Below are 15,764 nucleotides of genomic sequence, written 5' to 3' on the forward strand. Positions count from 1 at the left end.
TTTCGCAGCGCTTCGGCTGCGCCATCCGCATCATGTAGGGCGGCATCTTAACCGGCGCGCCGCCCGCCTGTCAGCCTGCCCTGAGACACCGATTCCCATGTTCAGTTTCCTGAAGAAATCCACGCCCGACGCCGCCCCGAGCGAAGCGCCGGCCGCGCCGTCGTGGCGCGAGCGCCTGTTCAAGGGCTTGTCCAAGACCCGTGCGCAATGGGGCGGCAAGCTCAAGTCGCTGTTTTCGCGCGGCAAGGTCGACGACGAACTGCTCGAAGAACTGGAAACCCTGCTGCTGACGTCCGACGTCGGCATCGAGGCGACCACCCACCTGCTTGACGAGCTGAAGGCCGCCGCCAAGCGCGACAAGCTGGAAACGCCGGAAGCGATCCAGCAGGCGCTGCACGATGCGCTGCTGACCACGCTTCAGCCGCTCGAATCGCCGCTCGATGTGAGCACCCACAAACCCTACGTGATCATGATCGCCGGGGTGAACGGTGCCGGCAAGACGACCTCGATCGGCAAGCTGGCCAAGTATTTCCAGAGCCAGGGCAGGAGCGTGCTGCTGGCCGCCGGCGATACCTTCCGCGCCGCTGCCCGCGAACAGCTGCAGACCTGGGGCGAGCGCAACAACGTCACGGTCATCGCCCAGGAATCCGGCGATCCGGCGGCCGTCATCTTCGACGCCATCTCGGCCGCCAAGGCGCGCGGCATCGACGTCGTGCTGGCCGACACCGCCGGCCGGCTGCCCACCCAGCTGCACCTGATGGACGAAATCGCCAAGGTCCGTCGCGTCATCCAGAAAATCGAGCCGGACGGCCCGCACGAAACCCTGCTGGTGCTCGACGCCAACATCGGCCAGAACGCGCTGCAGCAGGTCAAGGCCTTCGACAAGGCAATCAACGTCACCGGCCTGGTCGTCACCAAGCTCGACGGTACCGCCAAGGGCGGCGTCGTCGCGGCGATCGCCCGCCAGTGCCCGAAGCCGATCCGCTTCATCGGTGTCGGCGAGCAGATCGACGACCTCCGTCCGTTCTCCGCCAAAGACTTCGTCGACGCGTTGTTCGAACAATGATCGTCGCCAGCCAGCTCACCAAACGCTATCCCGGCGGCTTCGATGCGCTGGGCGGCGTCAGCTTCACCATCGGGGCCGGCGAAATGGTGCTGATCACCGGTCATTCTGGTGCCGGCAAGACGACGCTGGTCAAGTTGCTGGCGTCGATCGAACGACCGACCTCGGGCAGCCTGGTGGTCAACGGGCAGAACCTGTCGGCCCTGCGGCGCAGCGCGATTCCCTACGTGCGCCGGCATTTCGGCCTGATCTTCCAGGATCAGAAGCTGTTGTTCGACCGCAGCGCGCTGGATAACGTCATGCTGCCCCTGCAGATCGCCGGTCTGTCGCGGCGCGAAGCGGTGCGCCGGGCGCAGGCGGCGCTCGACAAGGTCGGCCTGCTGGCGCGCGAAAAGGCCAATCCGATCGCCCTGTCCGGCGGCGAACAGCAGCGCCTGGCGATCGCCCGGGCGGTGGTCAACCGGCCGACCGTGTTGCTGGCCGACGAGCCGACCGCCAACCTCGATCCCGAATCGGCGCAGGACATCCTCGATCTGTTCACCGATTTCCACCGGGTCGGCGTGACCATCGTCGTCGCCACCCACGACCGTGCCTGGGTCGAACGCTGCGCGCCCAACGTGCTGCGCCTGGATCACGGGAGACTGATATGAACCGCTGGCTTTCCCAGCACCGCGCGGCCTTCGGCCTGGCCTTGCGCCGGCTTGGTGCGACGCCGTTCAACACGCTGCTGTCGCTGCTCGCCATCGGCATCGCGCTGACCCTGCCGGCCTTCGGCTACGTCGCGCTCGACAACCTGCGCAATCTCGGCGGCAGCGCTTCCGGCGTGCAGCAGATCAGCGTCTTCATGGACGTCGGGGCCAGCCGCGAAGCCGTGGCCGATACCGAAAAACGCCTGCGCGCGCTGTCGACCGCAAGAATCACCTTCGTCTCCCGCGACGAGGCGCTGAAGCGCCTGCAGACCAGCGAAGGGATGGCCGAAATCGTCGCCAGCCTGCCGCGCAACCCGCTGCCCGACGCGTTTATCGTCGAACCGGCGAATCTCGACCCGGATGCGCTGGAAGTGCTGCGCAAGGAACTCGCCGGCTGGCCCAGGGTTGCCCACGTCCAGCTCGATTCGGCCTGGGTCAAGCGCTTCGATGCTTTCCTGCGGCTCGGCAAGCTGGCCCTGCTGATGCTGGCCGGGCTGTTCGGCGCCGGGCTGATCGCCGTCACCTTCAATACCATCCGCCTCCAGGTCATGGCCCAGGCGGCCGAAATCGAGGTGGCGCGGATGATCGGTGCGACCGATGGCTTCATCCGCCGGCCTTTCCTGTATTTCGGTGCGCTGCAGGGCGCGCTTGGCGGCCTGATCGCCGCCGGTCTGGTGGCCGGCGCTTTGCGCCTGCTCAACGGGCCGGTCGGTGAACTGGCCGCGTTGTACGGCGGCGATTTCGCGTTGCGTCTGCCGGCCGTGCCGGAAATCGCCGCACTGGCCGGCATCGGCGCCGTGCTTGGCTGGGTCGGCGCGCAACTGTCGGTCGGCCTGTCGCTGCGCCGGTTTGACTGACCGGCGGGAATTCCTCGTCAGTCTGGGGGCGGCCGCGCTGGCCGCCTGTGCGCCCAACGCAACAATTCCGCTGCCGCCCGGTGAACTGCTCGGCATGAACCACACCAGCGCGCACCGCCTGCTCGGCGGCATCGGCGGCGCGCCGCAGGCAACCCGACGGACCGGGGTCGTGATCGTCGGCGCCGGCGTTTCCGGGCTGTCGGCGGCGTGGACGCTGGCCCGTGCCGGAATCGACGATTTCCTCGTCCTCGATCTCGAAGACTCGCCCGGCGGCAACGCCCGCGCCGGCCATTCGCCGCTGACCGCCTATCCGTGGGGTGCGCACTACCTGCCGCTGCCCGGCCGCGACGCGGTGTACGTCCGCGAACTGCTCGCCGAACTGGGCGTGCTGATCGGCGATCCCGCCGCCGAGCGGCCGCGTTACGACGAGCGCTACCTGTGCGCCGCGCCGCAGGAGCGTGTCTTCAAGGACGGCCTGTGGCACGACGGACTGTTGCCGCAGCGCGGTCGCAGCGACGACGAGTGGGAACAGCAGCAGCGTTTCCAGGCCCGCATGGCCGAGCTGAAACAGGCACGCGGCCGTGACGGCCGCTGGGTCTTTGCGCTGCCGATGGCCTTGTCGTCGGCCGATGCCGAATGGCGCGCGCTCGACCGGCAGAACTTCCGCGACTGGCTGAACGGCGAAGGCTTCACCTCGCCGGCGCTGCACTGGCTGGCCAACTACGCCTGCCGCGACGATTACGGCACCGACTACGCGCAGACCTCGGCCTGGGCCGGGCTGCATTACTTCGCCTGCCGCCGCGGCCACGGCCTGGATGCGGCCGACGACGCCGTGCTCACCGCGCCGGAAGGCAACGCCTGGCTGGTCGCCGGTTTGGCCCGCCATGCCGCCGGCCGTATCCTGACCGATGCGCTGGCCTGGCGTATCGAGGCTGGCCAGCGGCAGGTTGCGGTCGACGTGCTGCACGGCGAAAAAACGCTGCGCATCGAAGCCGGCCGGCTGATCTGGGCGGCACCGGCCTTCGTGTTGCCGCGCGTCTGGCCGGCGATGCCCGGGACGCTGCGCGAGGCGGCGCTGGCCGCCGACTATGCGCCCTGGCTGGTCGCCAACCTGCACCTGTCGGCGCTGCCGCAGGAACGCCACGGTGCGCCGCCGGCCTGGGACAACGTGCTGCACGCCAGCAGCGGCCTCGGCTACGTCAACGCCATGCACCAGACCCTGCGCCGCCAGCCGCTCGGCACCGTGTTCACCTGGTATCGCGCGCTGCACGACCTGCCGCCGGCGCAGGCTCGGCAACGGCTGCTGGAAACGCCGCGCGAAACCTGGGCCGAGGGCATCCTGCGCGAACTGGAAGTCGTCCATCCGGACATCCGCCGCTTGTGCACCCGACTCGACGTATTCCGCTACGGCCACGCCATGCGCCGACCGATACCGGGCGCGCTGTTCGACGGCCATCGGGGAAAACTGACGGCTTTCCGCCACCCGCGCATCGCGCTGGCGCATGCCGACCTGTCCGGCTTTTCGCTGTTCGAGGAAGCGCAGTACCGCGGTGTCGAGGCAGCGCGGCAGGTGCTGGCTGCGGCGCGCGGTTCAGCCTAGCCAGAAGCCGACGATGGCCAGCGTCAGCAGCGTGACCGGGACGCCGATCCGGGCGTGCTGGCGCCAGTCGATGGCGATGCCCTGCTTGGCCGCCAGATCGGCGACGATCAGGTTGGCGATCGAACCGACCAGCAACAGGTTGCCGGCCAGCGTGCTGACCAGCGCCAGCGTGACGCCGGCTTGCGGCGTCTGCAGGTGCGGCAGCAGCAACATCACCGCGGGGACGTTGGAGACCAGGTTGGACAGGCCGACGCCGACGACGAACAACGGGCCGGTATCGCCCAGGTGGATGCCGTGGCCGGCCAGCCAATCGACCGCCAGTCCGGCCAGCCCGGTCTGCTGGAAGGCGTGATTGACGACGAACAGGCCGATGAACAGCACCAGCAGTTCCCAGTCGACGAAACCCATCACGCGGGAGGAATGGAAGCGGCTCGACAACAGCAGCAGACCGGCACCGACCAGCGCGGCGACGTCGCGCGGCCAGTCGGTGCACAGGAAGACGACGAGCAGCACGCCGGCAACCAGCAGGCCCTTGGCGGTCTGCCAGCGGTCGAAAACCGGCGTTTCCTCGCGGTCGACCGCAAGATCGGCGATTTTTGCGGTCGACCGCCGGTTTTGCGCAAAATCCGGCCCGAAAACCAGCCACAGCCACAGCGCGAGCAGACCGAGCGCGACCGGCGGCAGCGCCCGCCACAGGTAGTCGGCGAAATGCAGCTGCAGTACCGAGCCGATCAGCATGTTCTGCGGGTTGCCGATCAGCGTCGCCGCCGAACCGATATTGGCGGCGCAGGCCAGGCCGACCAGCCAGCGTACCGGCGGGTAACCGCGCTGGAGGCACAGGCGGGCGACCATCGGCGTCATCGCCAGGCAGACGATGTCGTTCGAGAACACCGCCGACAGTGCGCCGGCCACGGCGATGACCGCGCCGAGCAGGCCGCGCTCGCCGAACGGCAGTGCAACGACGCGCCGGGTCACTTCGCTGTAGAAGCCGCCCAGCCGCATTTGCGCCGAAACGACCATGAAGGCGAACAGCAACAGCAGGGTCGGCAGGTGAATGGCCCGTGCCGCGTCTTCGGTGCTCACCGCGCCGATGCCGACGACGGCGATGCCGCCGAGCAGCGCGACGCCGCTGCGGTCGAGCTTGAGCCTGGGCAGGCCGCCGAGGAACATGCCGAGATAGACGATGGCGAAGACGGCGACGATGGCGGTCTGCAGCGGATGCGTCTCGATGGCGAGCCAGGGCGCGACGAGGTCGGGATTCAAGGGGCGTTCAGCGGTAGATCAGGAAAGCGTCGCGGGCTGCGGTCCACACTGCCTCGTCGGCAGAAACCGCCTGATCGAGGTCGCTCGGTGTCGCCGCCGGGTCGTCGACCCACTCGCGCAGCAGCGGCGAGCCGTTGATCAGGTCGATCGCCAGCCGCTCGAATTCGTACTCGTAGCCGAAGTCGCGCCAGATCGGGTAGTCCGGATAAAGCCGGCGGATTGCCTTGAAGGCCAGCGCCTGCAGCCGCCAGGGCCGGAACGCGGCGTGGTCGTAATACGGGCCTTCGCTGTGGATTTGCAGCGCCTGGCACAGTTGACCGTGGAATTTGTGGAAGGTCGGCTCGAACCAGCAGACGCGCAGCTTGCCGCCGGCCAGCCAGTCCGGCGCGAGCGCTTGCATCTCGGCGAGCACGGCGGCGGCGTCGATGTCCGGCGCGCCGAACAGGAATTCCAGCGGTCGCGTCGTGCCGCGCCCTTCGCTCAAGGTCGTCCCTTCGAGCATCACGGTGCCGGCGTAGGCGCGCGCCATCGACAGGTTGGGCGCGTTCGGGCTGGGGTTGATCCAGGTCCGCTCGCCGAGCGGCCAGCCGTAGCCGGGCGCCGCGTCGGGCTGCCAGCCGCTCATTTCGACGACGCGGTAATCGACGTCGAGCTGCAACTGGGCGATGAACCAGGCACCGAGCTCGCCCATGGTCAGGCCGTGGCGCATCGGCAGCGGGCCGGCGCCGACGAAGCTTTCCCAGCCCTCGCGCAGCGTGAAGCCTTCGACCGGCCGGCCGGCCGGGTTCGGGCGGTCGAGCACCCAGACCGACTTGCCGTGTTCGGCAGCGGCTTCGAGCACGTAGCGCAGCGTGGTGATGAAGGTGTAGATGCGGCAGCCGAGGTCCTGCAGGTCGACCAGCAGCACGTCGAAAGTGTCCATCATCGCCGCCGTCGGACGGCGCACTTCGCCGTACAGGCTGAAGATCGGGATGCCGTGCTGCGGATCGACGAAATCCGGCGATTCGACCATGTTGTCCTGCTTGTCGCCCTTGATGCCGTGTTGCGGGCCGAAGGCGGCGGTCAGCTTGAGGTCGGGCAGCGCGGCCAGCGCGTCGAGGCTGTGCGTCAGCTCGGCGGTGACCGAGGCCGGATGGGCGAGCAGGGCGAGGCGGCGGCCGGCGAGCGGGCGGCGCAGTTCGGGATCGGCCAGCAGGCGGTCGATGCCGAACAGGAGGTTTTGCGTCATGGCAAGGGCAGCATGAAGCTGTCGCGAAGGTGGAAGTCGGGGCGCTCGGCCGTGTGGCGCAGGGCCCAGTAGCTGAGTTCGCCGTCGGCGTGCTCGGCGACCATGGTCAGGCCGATGCGCGTGGCGTCGGGCGGCAGTACGCCAGCCGGTAGTTCGACGACGAGATGCAGCATGCGGCCGTCGTCCATGCGGTCGACGCGCAGCGGCTGCGGAATTTGCCAGTTTTCGTCGCGCTGGCGGGTATCGGTGAAGCGGTAGGCGGCCCAGCAGCCGGACGGAGAGAAGTTGAATTCGTGGTAGCTGCTGTCGGTATCGCCGGCGACGAACGCCTCGCAGCAGGTATGACGCCACAGACCGTCGACCGGCATGGCCGGGCGCCGCGCCGGAATGCGTAGCGCATCGATACCGAAAATCCGGTAGTGCAGACGCAGGCCGCCGGTCGCCAGACGGCCGACTTCGGCAGCGACGACCAGGCCGGCAGGCGGCTTGCTGGCGGCATGGCAGTGCAGGGCGTGGAAGCTCACGGTCGACGCAGGAAATAGGGCGGTTAACAGACGCTACTTTACCCGCTCCTCCCTTGGTCGGCACAGGCTTTTGGAGTAATTTAGCGCATTTGCGGCGTCGACCGCAGGGAGAGAGAAAAAAGCATGACACCGTTGCGCATCAACCTTGAACAGGACGAAATCCCCACCCACTGGTACAACGTCGTCGCCGACATGCCCAACCCGCCGGCACCGCCGCTCGGGCCGGACGGCAAGCCGGTGCCGCCGGAAGCGATGGGGGCGATCTTCCCGGATCCCATCCTCGAGCAGGAAATGACCGCCGAGCGCTGGATTCCGATTCCCGAGGAAGTGCGCCAGATCTACGCGCAATGGCGCCCGGCGCCGCTGGTTCGCGCCTTGCGCCTGGAGCAGATGCTGGGCACGCCGGCGAAGATATTCTTCAAGTACGAAGGCGTCTCGCCGGCCGGTTCGCACAAGCCGAATTCGGCCGTGCCGCAGGCCTACTACAACAAGCTGGCCGGCACCCAGAAGCTGACCACCGAGACCGGCGCCGGCCAGTGGGGTTCGTCGATCGCCTATGCCGGCCAGATGTTCGGCCTGCCGGTGCGCGTCTTCATGGTCAACGTCAGCTACCAGCAGAAGCCCTTCCGCCGCTCGATGATGCAGACCTGGGGCGCCGAAGTCTTCGCCTCGCCGACCAATCTGACCAACGCCGGGCGCGCCGCGCTGGCCGCCGATCCCGACTGCCAGGGCTCGCTCGGCCTGGCGATCTCGGAAGCCGTCGAGGAAGCCGCCGCCGATCCCAATACCTGCTACACGCTCGGCTCGGTGCTCAACCATGTGCTGCTGCACCAGACGGTGATCGGCCTGGAAGCGAAGAAGCAGTTCGACAAGATCGGCGGCTATCCGGACGTGATCTTCGGGCCCTGCGGCGGCGGTTCCAGCTTCGGCGGCATTGCCTTCCCGTTCCTCGCCGACAAGGCAGCCGGCGATCCGCGCGCCAGGAACCTGCGCTGCGTCGCCGTCGAGCCGACCTCCTGCCCGACGCTGACCAAGGGCGCCTACACCTACGACTACGGCGACGCTTCCGGCTACACGCCGATCATGAAGATGTACACGCTCGGCCACGACTTCATGCCGCCCGGCATCCACGCCGGCGGCCTGCGCTACCACGGTGCCTCGCCGCTGCTCTCGCAGCTCTTCCACGAAAAGCTGCTGGAAGCGGTGGCTGTGCCGCAGGTCGGTACCTTCGAGGCCGGCGTCCAGTTCGCCCGCGCCGAAGGCATCATCCCGGCGCCGGAATCCTGCCACGCGATCCGCGCGACCATCGACGAGGCGCTGCGCTGCAAGGCGACCGGCGAAGCCAAGACGCTGCTCTTCTGCCTGACCGGCCACGGCCACTTCGACATGGCGTCCTACGACAAGTACTTCACCGGCAAGCTGGAAGACTACGACTATCCGGCCGAAGCCATCGTCGAGTCGCTGAAGCACCTGCCCAAGGTCGGCTGATTCCGTGAAAGCGATCGTCTTCCTGCTGGTGCTGGCCAACCTGCTGTTCTACGCTTTCACCGAAGGTTATTTCGGTCAGTCGGACAATCCGGATGCAATGCGCGTCGCGCAGCAGGTGGCGCCGGACGCGATGCGTATCGTCGCGCGCGGCGAGGCGCCGCCGGCCGCCGAGCCGCAGGCGGTGGCCGAACCGGCCCAGGCCGTCGGGGAAACCCCGGTCGAGGCGCCGGCCGGGACGGCCGCCGAAGCCCGTGCGGAAACGCTTTGTCAGGCTTGGGGGCCGCTGACGCTGGGCGAGGCGGAGAAATTCAGCGCCTTGGTCGGCGAGCGCTTCGCCGATTTTCGCCTGTCCCGCCAGGGTGGGGGCGACGGCTGGTGGGTGCACATCCCGCCGCTGGCCGACAAGGCGGCGGCCGACAAGAAGGGCGCCGAGCTGAAGGCGCTCGGCATCGGCGATTACTTCATCGTGCAGGACGGCCTGAGCCGCAACGCCATTTCGCTCGGCGTGTTCACCACCGAAAAGGGCGGCCGGGAACGGTTGAACGAACTGAAGGGCAAGGGCGTGCGCTCGGCCCGTCTGGGGCTGCGGCCGGACAAGGACGGCGGCGTGCGTTTCGAGCTCAGCGGGCCGGCGGCGCAGGCCGATGCCCTGCAGACGGAACTGGCTGCCGCACTGCCCAAACGCAGTCCCCGCGACTGTCCATGAGCCGTTACGTCGTTGGCCTGACCGGCGGCATCGGCAGCGGCAAGTCGACGGTGGCCGACGCTTTCGTCGCACAGGGGGCGGCGCTGGTCGATACCGACGCGATCGCCCACGAACTGACCGCGCCGCAAGGCGCGGCCATGCCCGAACTGATTGCCGCTTTCGGCGACGACATCGTCGATGCCGACGGTGCGCTCGACCGGGCGGCGATGCGTCGGCGGGTATTTGCCGATCCGGCGGCGCGAGGCCGGCTGGAAGCCATCCTGCATCCGCGCATCCGCGCCCTGTCGGCCGAACGCGTCCAGGCGGCGTCGGCAGCCTACGCGATCCTTGCCGTGCCGCTGCTGGTCGAAAGCGGCCAGTGGCAGACGCGCTGCGACCGCGTACTGGTCGTCGACTGCCCGGAAGCGGTGCAGATCGAGCGGGTCGGCCGGCGCAGCGGGCTGTCGGCCGACGAGGTCCGGGCGATCATGGCCGCCCAGGCCAGCCGCGAGCAGCGGCTGGCGGTGGCCGACGACATCGTGCGCAACGACGGCGAGCGAACGAATCTTTACCGTCAGGTCGCGGCGCTGCATCTAAAATATCTCGAATTGGCCGCAGAAAAAACTTAAAGCAAGCTGTTGAGATTTGCATGCAAATAGCTCAGAATTCAGGCAATTTTTCCGATTTACGGAAGCCGGCCGCGTGATCACCTACGAATATCCGTTCAACGAGCGCATCCGCACACTGTTGCGGCTCGAAGACCTCTTCGAGAAAACCGCGTACTTCGTGCGGGCGGACGGCCGTCAGGAACACCATGCGGCGCTGGTCACGCTGTTCGAGATTCTCGAAGTCGCCGGTCGCGCCGATCTGAAAATGGATCTGATCCAGGAACTGGAGCGTCAGCGCCAGACCTTGCTCGCCTTCCGCAACAACCCCGACATTTCCGAAGAAGCGCTGTCCGGCGCGCTCTACGAGATCGAGCAGTCGTCGGCCGCGCTGCTGGCGATGACCGGCAAGATCGGCCAGTACCTGCGCGACAACGACTGGCTGATGGGCATCAAGAGCCGCGCTGCGATTCCCGGCGGGGTCTGCGAGTTCGACCTGCCGTCCTATCACTGGTGGCTGCACCGCTCGCCCGAGGTCCGGCGCGAGGCGCTGGAGGGCTGGTGCAAGCCGATGTTCGCGTTGCGCGACGCCTCCGACATCGTGTTGCGCCTGCTCCGTTCGAGCGGCCGGCCCAAGCGCTACACCGCCGCGCACGGCCAGTTCCAGCTGAATCTGGGCGGCACCTCGGCGCAAATGGTGCGCGTCGTGGTCGGTGTCGACGAGGCGGCGATTCCTGAAGTCAGCGCCAACAAGTATTTCCTGAACATCCGCTTCACCAAGCCGCCGGCCGGCGAGATCAAGGCCCGCGGCTGCGAGCGCGATGTCGATTTCGATCTGACCTTCTGCAACCTGTGACCAAACCGCGTAAAGTCCGCTGCCCGCAATGCGGCCAGGACGCCCTGTGGGCGCCCGAGAATCCCTGGCGTCCGTTCTGTTCCGAGCGCTGCAAGCAGATCGACCTGGGCGCCTGGGCCAACGAGAGTTATCGCATCGCCGGCAAGTCGACCGACGACGAGATGCCGGGTACGGATTTCCCCGAAACGCGCAGTTGACCGCAGCGTTTGCCGGGCGACCGGTTTTTTGCCGATTTCTGCGGTCGACCGCAGGAATTCCCGCTTTTTCTCCGCTTTACCAGCCGCGCATCAATGCTACGCCGTGCGCGCCGTGCGCCTGCGCTTCGTCGTGCTGTGCCGGGCGCAGGCCGCCCAGCGCAAAGACCGGAATGCGGTTGTCGGCCGCCCGTTCGGCAAATCCCTGCCAGCCGATGCCGGGCGCTTCCGGATGGCTCGGCGTCGGCAGTACCGGGCCGAGCAGCGCGTAATCCAGGTCCAGTTCGCCGGCGCGGCGAATTTCTGCCGCGTCGTGGCAGGAGGCGCCGACCCAGGCAAAATCCGGGCGGGCCGTGCAGGCGGCCAGCTGGTCGGCGCTCAGGTGGAGGCCGTCGGCCGCGATGCGGCGGGCCAGCGTCGCGTCGCCATTGACCACGACCAGCGCACCGTGCGCGTGCGCCAGCCGGCAGACGGCTTCGCCGAAGTGTTGGCGCTGTGCCGGCGGCAGCGCTTTGTCGCGCAGCTGGATCAGCCGCAGGCCCTTGTCCAGCGCCGCTTCCAGTCGTTCGAGCTGGCGCTCGATGCCTTCGCTTTCGGCATTGGTAATGGCCATCGTGGTCGGCAGCGACAGGCCTTTCAGGATCGGGTCGTTGGCCGGCAGGATCGGCGCGACGTGGATGCTTTTGCCGCATTCGAACCAGTCGACCGCACTATGTTCGAGCGGGCCGGTGACGCCGATTTCTCCGGTCCACGCGGTGACCCGCCAGAAATTCAGGTGCACCGTCGCGTGCGGGTAGGTGAAGCGCTTGTGCAGCCAGGGGGCGCAGTCGGTGACGGTGATCCCCATTTCTTCCTGCAGTTCGCGAATCAGCGCCTGGCGCACGCTTTCGCCGGCTTCCAGCTTGCCGCCGGGAAACTCCCAGTAGCCCGCGTAAACCTTGCCGACCGGCCGCTGGGCGAGCAGGAAACGGCGGCCGTCGTCGCGCAGCATGACCGCCGCGGCTACCTGCACGGCATCGCTCATGGCCGGTTCCGCCGGGCGGTTTTCTTCTGGCGGCCGGCCAGGTCGCGGGCGAACTGCCAGGCGACGCGGCCCGAGCGCGAACCGCGGCCGAGCGCCCAGTTCAGTGCTTCGCGCTCGTTGGCGGCGATCTGCTTGTCGCTGACGCCGAAACTGCGGGCCCAGTGGGCGTAGACCGCCAGATAGTCGTCCTGCGAGAAGGGATAGAAGGAAATCCACAGGCCGAAACGTTCGGACAGCGAAATCTTTTCCTCTACCGCTTCGCCGGGGTGGATTTCGTCGTCGACGCGCTGCGTTTCGAGGTTTTCGGCGTGGTATTCCGGCATCAGGTGGCGGCGGTTCGACGTGGCGTAGATCAGCACGTTGTCGGGCGGCGCCGAGACCGAACCGTCGAGCACCGATTTCAGCGCCTTGTACGCCGTTTCGCCGGCTTCGAAGGAAATGTCGTCGCAGAAAATGATGAATTTTTCCGGTCGACCGTCGAGCAGGTCGGTAATGTCCGGCAAGTCGACCAGATCGTTCTTGTCCACCTCGATCAGGCGCAGGCCCTGGTCCGAGAATTCATTCAGCACGGCCTTCACCAGCGACGACTTGCCGCAGCCGCGGGCGCCGGTCAGCAGTACGTTGTTGGCGCCGCGACCGCCGACGAATTGACGCGTGTTGGCGACGATGCGCGCCTTCTGGTCGTCTACCGTCTCGATGTCGTCGAGCCCGATCGGGTGCGGCTTGGCGACCGGCTGCAGCCAGCCGCGGCCCTGCGATTTGCGCCAGCGGTAAGCCGGTGCCGACCAGTCGACGGCCGGTGCCGGCGGCGGCAGGAAAGTCTCCAGGCGGCCGAGCAGACTTTCGGCGCGTTCGAGCAGACGGGCGAGCTGGGCGGGGTTCAGGGCGGGAGCGTTCATCGCGGCGGGTATACTGACGAAAAGTCGATCACTCTAACCAAAGCCATGTCAAAACGCCACGCCGTCGCCCTGTTGTCCGCCCTGTTGCTGAGTGCCTGCGGCAGCCTGTCGCCGACCCGGGAAAAAACCGCCGAGCCGGCGCCGAGCTGCCCGCCCTGCGCCGCCTGTCCGGTCTGCCCGTCGCCCGACAAGCCCAAGCCGCCGGAATTCTCGCGCACGCTGACCGAAGTGGACTGGGCCGAACTGCCAGGCTGGCGCGACGACGATCATGCCGCCGCCTGGCCGGCCTTCATGCAGAGCTGCCGCGGCCTGCGCAACCGTGCCGGTGCCGAAGCCTGGCGGCCGGTCTGTGCCGCCGCCGCCCAGGTCGACGGCAAGTCGGCCGACGCCGTGCGCCGGTTCTTCGAAAGTCACTTGGTACCGCATCGCATCGCCAGCGGCGACGGTGCGGTCGACGGCATGGTCACCGGTTATTACGAGCCGCTGCTGCAGGGCAGCCGCACGCGCAGCCGGCAGTTTGCCCAGCCGGTGCTCGGCGTGCCCGGCGATCTGCTGACCGTCGACCTCGGCGATCTTTTCCCCGAGCTGAAAGGCAAGCGCGTGCGCGGCCGGGTCGAAGGCAACAAGGTCGTTCCCTACTGGTCGCGCGGCGAACTGCTGGCACGCGGCGACAAGCTGCCGGCGCGCACCCTGGCCTACGTGGACGACGCCATCGAACTGTTCTTCCTGCAGGTGCAGGGCTCCGGCCGCATCCGCCTGCCCGACGGCAGCCTGATGCGCGTCAACTATGCCGACCAGAACGGTCATCCCTACCGCTCGATCGGCCGCGTGTTGGTCGACCGCGGCGACCTCAAGCTCGAAGAAGCCTCGATGCAGGGCATTCAGGCCTGGGCGCGCGCCAATCCGGCGCGCCTGGACGAACTGCTCAACAGCAACCCGAGCTACGTCTTCTTCCGCGAAACCCCGGCCAACGACGATGGCCCGCAGGGGGCGCTCGGCGTGCCGCTGACCGCCGAACGCAGCATCGCCGTGGATACCCGCTCGGTACCGCTGGGTGCGCCGGTCTTCCTGGCCACCACCCGGCCCAATTCCCCGCAGCCGCTGCAGCGCCTGGTGATGGCCCAGGACGTCGGCGGTGCGATCCGTGGAGCGGTGCGCGCCGATTTCTTCTGGGGCTTCGGCAAGGAGGCGGGGGCGCTGGCCGGCCGCATGAAACAGTCCGGCCGGATGTGGGTACTGCTGCCGCGCGGCTACGCACCGAAATAGCAAACGGATGCACAAAAACAATGCGCATCCTTGTTTGATGCACAAACAAGGTGCGAATAGCGCCGAATCCCGGCGAGTGAGCGAAGATCTAATGCACTGATTTAAAACATCATTGACGCACTGGAATGGTGCTTGCTTTTCGTGCTCCCGATTTCAACTCGGGGATATCCCATGGATAGCTATCAATCTGGCGGCAATGTGCTGTTCATCCTGCTGGGTGCCATCATGGTGCTCGCCATGCATGCCGGCTTCGCCTTTCTCGAAGTCGGCACCGTGCGCAAAAAGAACCAGGTCAACGCGCTGGTTAAGATTTTGACCGACTTCAGCGTGTCGACCGTGGCCTACTTCTTCATCGGTTACGGCATCGCCTACGGCGTGCATTTCTTCGACGGCGTCGACACGCTGGCCCAAGTGCACGGTTTCCAATTGACCAAGTTTTTCTTCCTGCTGACCTTTGCCGCGGCCATTCCGGCGATCATCTCCGGCGGCATCGCCGAGCGTGCCAAGTTCCAGCCGCAACTGGCCGCCACCTTCCTGCTGGTCGGCTTCGTCTATCCCTTCTTCGAAGGTATCGCCTGGAATCAGGCCTTCGGCATCCAGGCCTGGCTGCTGGCCACCTTCGGCGCCGAATTCCACGATTTCGCCGGTTCCATCGTGGTGCATGCGATGGGTGGCTGGATCGCGCTACCCGCCGTGCTGCTGCTCGGCGCGCGTTACGGCCGCTATACCAAGGACGGTCGGATGTCGGCCCATCCGCCGTCGTCGATCCCCTTCCTGGCGCTCGGCGCCTGGATTCTCGCGGTGGGCTGGTTCGGCTTCAACGTGATGAGTGCGCAGACGCTGGACAAGATTTCCGGCCTGGTCGCCGTCAATTCTCTGATGGCGATGGTCGGCGGCACCTTGGCCGCGCTGGTGATCGGCAAGAACGACCCCGGTTTCGTGCATAACGGCCCGCTCGCCGGCCTGGTGGCCATCTGCGCGGGCTCCGATCTGGTGCATCCGATCGGCGCGCTGGCCATCGGCGCCGTGGCCGGCGGCCTGTTCGTGCATATGTTCACGCTGACCCAGAACCGCTGGAAGATTGACGATGTCCTCGGCGTCTGGCCGCTGCACGGCCTGTGCGGCGCCTGGGGCGGCATCGCCGCCGGCATCTTCGGCCAGCATGCGCTGGGTGGCGCCGGCGGTGTCTCCTTCATGTCGCAACTGATCATGACGCTGCTCGCCATCGCCATTGCGCTGATCGGCGGCTTTGCGGTCTACGGCGGCCTGAAGGCAATTTTCGGCCTGCGCCTGGATCAGGAACAGGAATACGAAGGCGCCGATCTGAGCATCCACCGCATCACGGCGACGCCGGAGCGCGAACCGAACTGGTGATTGGCGGTTGATCGACAACAATTAAGTCGGTTGGATGAATGATGTGAGAAAGGCCCGGTGTTTGCCGGGCCTTTCTTTTTGAAGTCAGGAACTCGGCCAATCCGGTCGTTGATGCGCTACGGCCCATTACGACCGCTGTGACCCGCTAT

Annotated in this window: 16 protein-coding genes; 11 read left to right on the top strand and 5 right to left on the bottom strand. The window is 67.2% G+C overall.

Features of this window, described 5'->3' with window-relative positions; genetic code table 11:
• The first annotated feature begins 97 nt into the window (after positions 1 to 97).
• Genes ftsY through L0962_RS03880 form a run of 4 tightly spaced genes read left to right on the top strand, consistent with a single transcriptional unit; the run spans position 98 to position 4,209 of the window.
• A complete protein-coding gene (gene ftsY / locus L0962_RS03865; protein WP_234084381.1) occupies positions 98 to 1,066 on the top strand; it encodes a signal recognition particle-docking protein FtsY in 969 nt (322 codons plus the stop codon).
• Positions 1,063 to 1,713 (top strand): cell division ATP-binding protein FtsE, encoded by a 651-nt coding sequence (locus L0962_RS03870; RefSeq protein ID WP_234084383.1) that lies wholly within the window; start codon positions 1,063 to 1,065, stop codon positions 1,711 to 1,713. The genes ftsY and L0962_RS03870 overlap by 4 nt, the downstream gene beginning before the upstream one ends.
• A complete protein-coding gene (ftsX, locus tag L0962_RS03875) occupies positions 1,710 to 2,609 on the top strand; it encodes a permease-like cell division protein FtsX (protein WP_234084385.1) in 900 nt (299 codons plus the stop codon). Before L0962_RS03870 ends, ftsX begins: the two co-directional genes overlap by 4 nt.
• Complete coding sequence (locus L0962_RS03880; RefSeq protein ID WP_234084388.1) at positions 2,602 to 4,209, top strand: NAD(P)/FAD-dependent oxidoreductase; 1,608 nt, start codon at positions 2,602 to 2,604, stop codon at positions 4,207 to 4,209. The genes ftsX and L0962_RS03880 overlap by 8 nt, the downstream gene beginning before the upstream one ends.
• On the opposite strand, the gene L0962_RS03885 is transcribed toward L0962_RS03880, so the two are convergent.
• The 3 genes from L0962_RS03885 to L0962_RS03895 are packed head-to-tail and all read right to left on the bottom strand — an operon-like array spanning position 4,201 to position 7,224.
• On the bottom strand, positions 4,201 to 5,472 hold the full coding sequence (locus tag L0962_RS03885; RefSeq protein ID WP_234084390.1) for an anion transporter: 1,272 nt from the start codon (positions 5,470 to 5,472) through the stop codon (positions 4,201 to 4,203). The genes L0962_RS03880 and L0962_RS03885 overlap by 9 nt on opposite strands.
• Positions 5,473 to 5,479: 7 nt before the next feature.
• The gene (locus tag L0962_RS03890) at positions 5,480 to 6,700 is read right to left on the bottom strand and encodes an exo-beta-N-acetylmuramidase NamZ domain-containing protein (RefSeq protein WP_234084392.1); all 1,221 of its coding nucleotides are present in this window, start codon (positions 6,698 to 6,700) and stop codon (positions 5,480 to 5,482) included.
• Complete coding sequence (locus L0962_RS03895) at positions 6,697 to 7,224, bottom strand: DOMON-like domain-containing protein (RefSeq protein ID WP_234084394.1); 528 nt, start codon at positions 7,222 to 7,224, stop codon at positions 6,697 to 6,699. The genes L0962_RS03890 and L0962_RS03895 overlap by 4 nt, the downstream gene beginning before the upstream one ends.
• Before the next feature lie 123 nt (positions 7,225 to 7,347).
• Here L0962_RS03895 and L0962_RS03900 point away from each other — a divergent pair, with 123 nt between their 5' ends.
• The 5 genes from L0962_RS03900 to L0962_RS03920 all read left to right on the top strand — a co-directional run bounded on the left by L0962_RS03900 (position 7,348) and on the right by L0962_RS03920 (position 11,055).
• Complete coding sequence (locus L0962_RS03900; RefSeq protein ID WP_234084396.1) at positions 7,348 to 8,712, top strand: TrpB-like pyridoxal phosphate-dependent enzyme; 1,365 nt, start codon at positions 7,348 to 7,350, stop codon at positions 8,710 to 8,712.
• Positions 8,713 to 8,716: 4 nt separating this feature from the next.
• Positions 8,717 to 9,418, top strand: coding sequence for a hypothetical protein (locus tag L0962_RS03905; protein WP_234084398.1), 702 nt, complete (start codon positions 8,717 to 8,719; stop codon positions 9,416 to 9,418).
• The gene (coaE, locus tag L0962_RS03910) at positions 9,415 to 10,026 is read left to right on the top strand and encodes a dephospho-CoA kinase (protein ID WP_234084400.1); all 612 of its coding nucleotides are present in this window, start codon (positions 9,415 to 9,417) and stop codon (positions 10,024 to 10,026) included. The genes L0962_RS03905 and coaE overlap by 4 nt, the downstream gene beginning before the upstream one ends.
• A gap of 73 nt (positions 10,027 to 10,099) precedes the next feature.
• Positions 10,100 to 10,858 (top strand): cell division protein ZapD, encoded by a 759-nt coding sequence (zapD, locus tag L0962_RS03915; RefSeq protein WP_234084402.1) that lies wholly within the window; start codon positions 10,100 to 10,102, stop codon positions 10,856 to 10,858.
• Positions 10,855 to 11,055: a DNA gyrase inhibitor YacG gene (locus L0962_RS03920; RefSeq protein ID WP_234084404.1), complete on the top strand. Its 201-nt coding sequence runs from the start codon at positions 10,855 to 10,857 to the stop codon at positions 11,053 to 11,055. Before zapD ends, L0962_RS03920 begins: the two co-directional genes overlap by 4 nt.
• 76 nt (positions 11,056 to 11,131) lie before the next feature.
• On the opposite strand, the gene L0962_RS03925 is transcribed toward L0962_RS03920, so the two are convergent.
• Positions 11,132 to 12,076 (bottom strand): Nudix family hydrolase, encoded by a 945-nt coding sequence (locus L0962_RS03925; RefSeq protein WP_234084405.1) that lies wholly within the window; start codon positions 12,074 to 12,076, stop codon positions 11,132 to 11,134.
• Complete coding sequence (locus L0962_RS03930) at positions 12,073 to 12,975, bottom strand: ATP-binding protein (protein ID WP_234084407.1); 903 nt, start codon at positions 12,973 to 12,975, stop codon at positions 12,073 to 12,075. Before L0962_RS03930 ends, L0962_RS03925 begins: the two co-directional genes overlap by 4 nt.
• Positions 12,976 to 13,020: 45 nt before the next feature.
• On the opposite strand from L0962_RS03930, the gene L0962_RS03935 reads away from it, so the two are divergent.
• Positions 13,021 to 14,241 carry a murein transglycosylase A gene (locus L0962_RS03935; RefSeq protein ID WP_234084409.1) on the top strand — a complete coding sequence of 407 codons (1,221 nt, stop codon included), beginning with the start codon at positions 13,021 to 13,023 and terminating at the stop codon, positions 14,239 to 14,241.
• A 171-nt stretch (positions 14,242 to 14,412) separates the two neighbouring features.
• Entirely contained in the window at positions 14,413 to 15,615 is a 1,203-nt protein-coding gene (locus L0962_RS03940; RefSeq protein ID WP_234084411.1) for an ammonium transporter, read from the top strand.
• Positions 15,616 to 15,764: the final 149 nt, after the last annotated feature.

Origin of the sequence: Azonexus sp. R2A61 (assembly GCF_021401135.1) — a bacterium.
GTDB lineage: Bacteria > Pseudomonadota > Gammaproteobacteria > Burkholderiales > Rhodocyclaceae > Azonexus.

Bases quoted from the DNA above. Each gene is read 5' to 3' on its own strand.
- ftsY (WP_234084381.1), top strand. From the start codon at position 98: ATGTTCAGTTTCCTGAAGAAATCCACGCCCGACGCCGCCCCGAGCGAA.
- L0962_RS03870 (WP_234084383.1), top strand. From the start codon at position 1,063: ATGATCGTCGCCAGCCAGCTCACCAAACGCTATCCCGGCGGCTTCGAT.
- ftsX (WP_234084385.1), top strand. From the start codon at position 1,710: ATGAACCGCTGGCTTTCCCAGCACCGCGCGGCCTTCGGCCTGGCCTTG.
- L0962_RS03890 (WP_234084392.1), bottom strand. From the start codon at position 6,700: ATGACGCAAAACCTCCTGTTCGGCATCGACCGCCTGCTGGCCGATCCC.
- L0962_RS03900 (WP_234084396.1), top strand. From the start codon at position 7,348: ATGACACCGTTGCGCATCAACCTTGAACAGGACGAAATCCCCACCCAC.
- coaE (WP_234084400.1), top strand. From the start codon at position 9,415: ATGAGCCGTTACGTCGTTGGCCTGACCGGCGGCATCGGCAGCGGCAAG.
- L0962_RS03925 (WP_234084405.1), bottom strand. From the start codon at position 12,076: ATGAGCGATGCCGTGCAGGTAGCCGCGGCGGTCATGCTGCGCGACGAC.
- L0962_RS03930 (WP_234084407.1), bottom strand. From the start codon at position 12,975: ATGAACGCTCCCGCCCTGAACCCCGCCCAGCTCGCCCGTCTGCTCGAA.
- L0962_RS03935 (WP_234084409.1), top strand. From the start codon at position 13,021: ATGTCAAAACGCCACGCCGTCGCCCTGTTGTCCGCCCTGTTGCTGAGT.
- L0962_RS03940 (WP_234084411.1), top strand. From the start codon at position 14,413: ATGGATAGCTATCAATCTGGCGGCAATGTGCTGTTCATCCTGCTGGGT.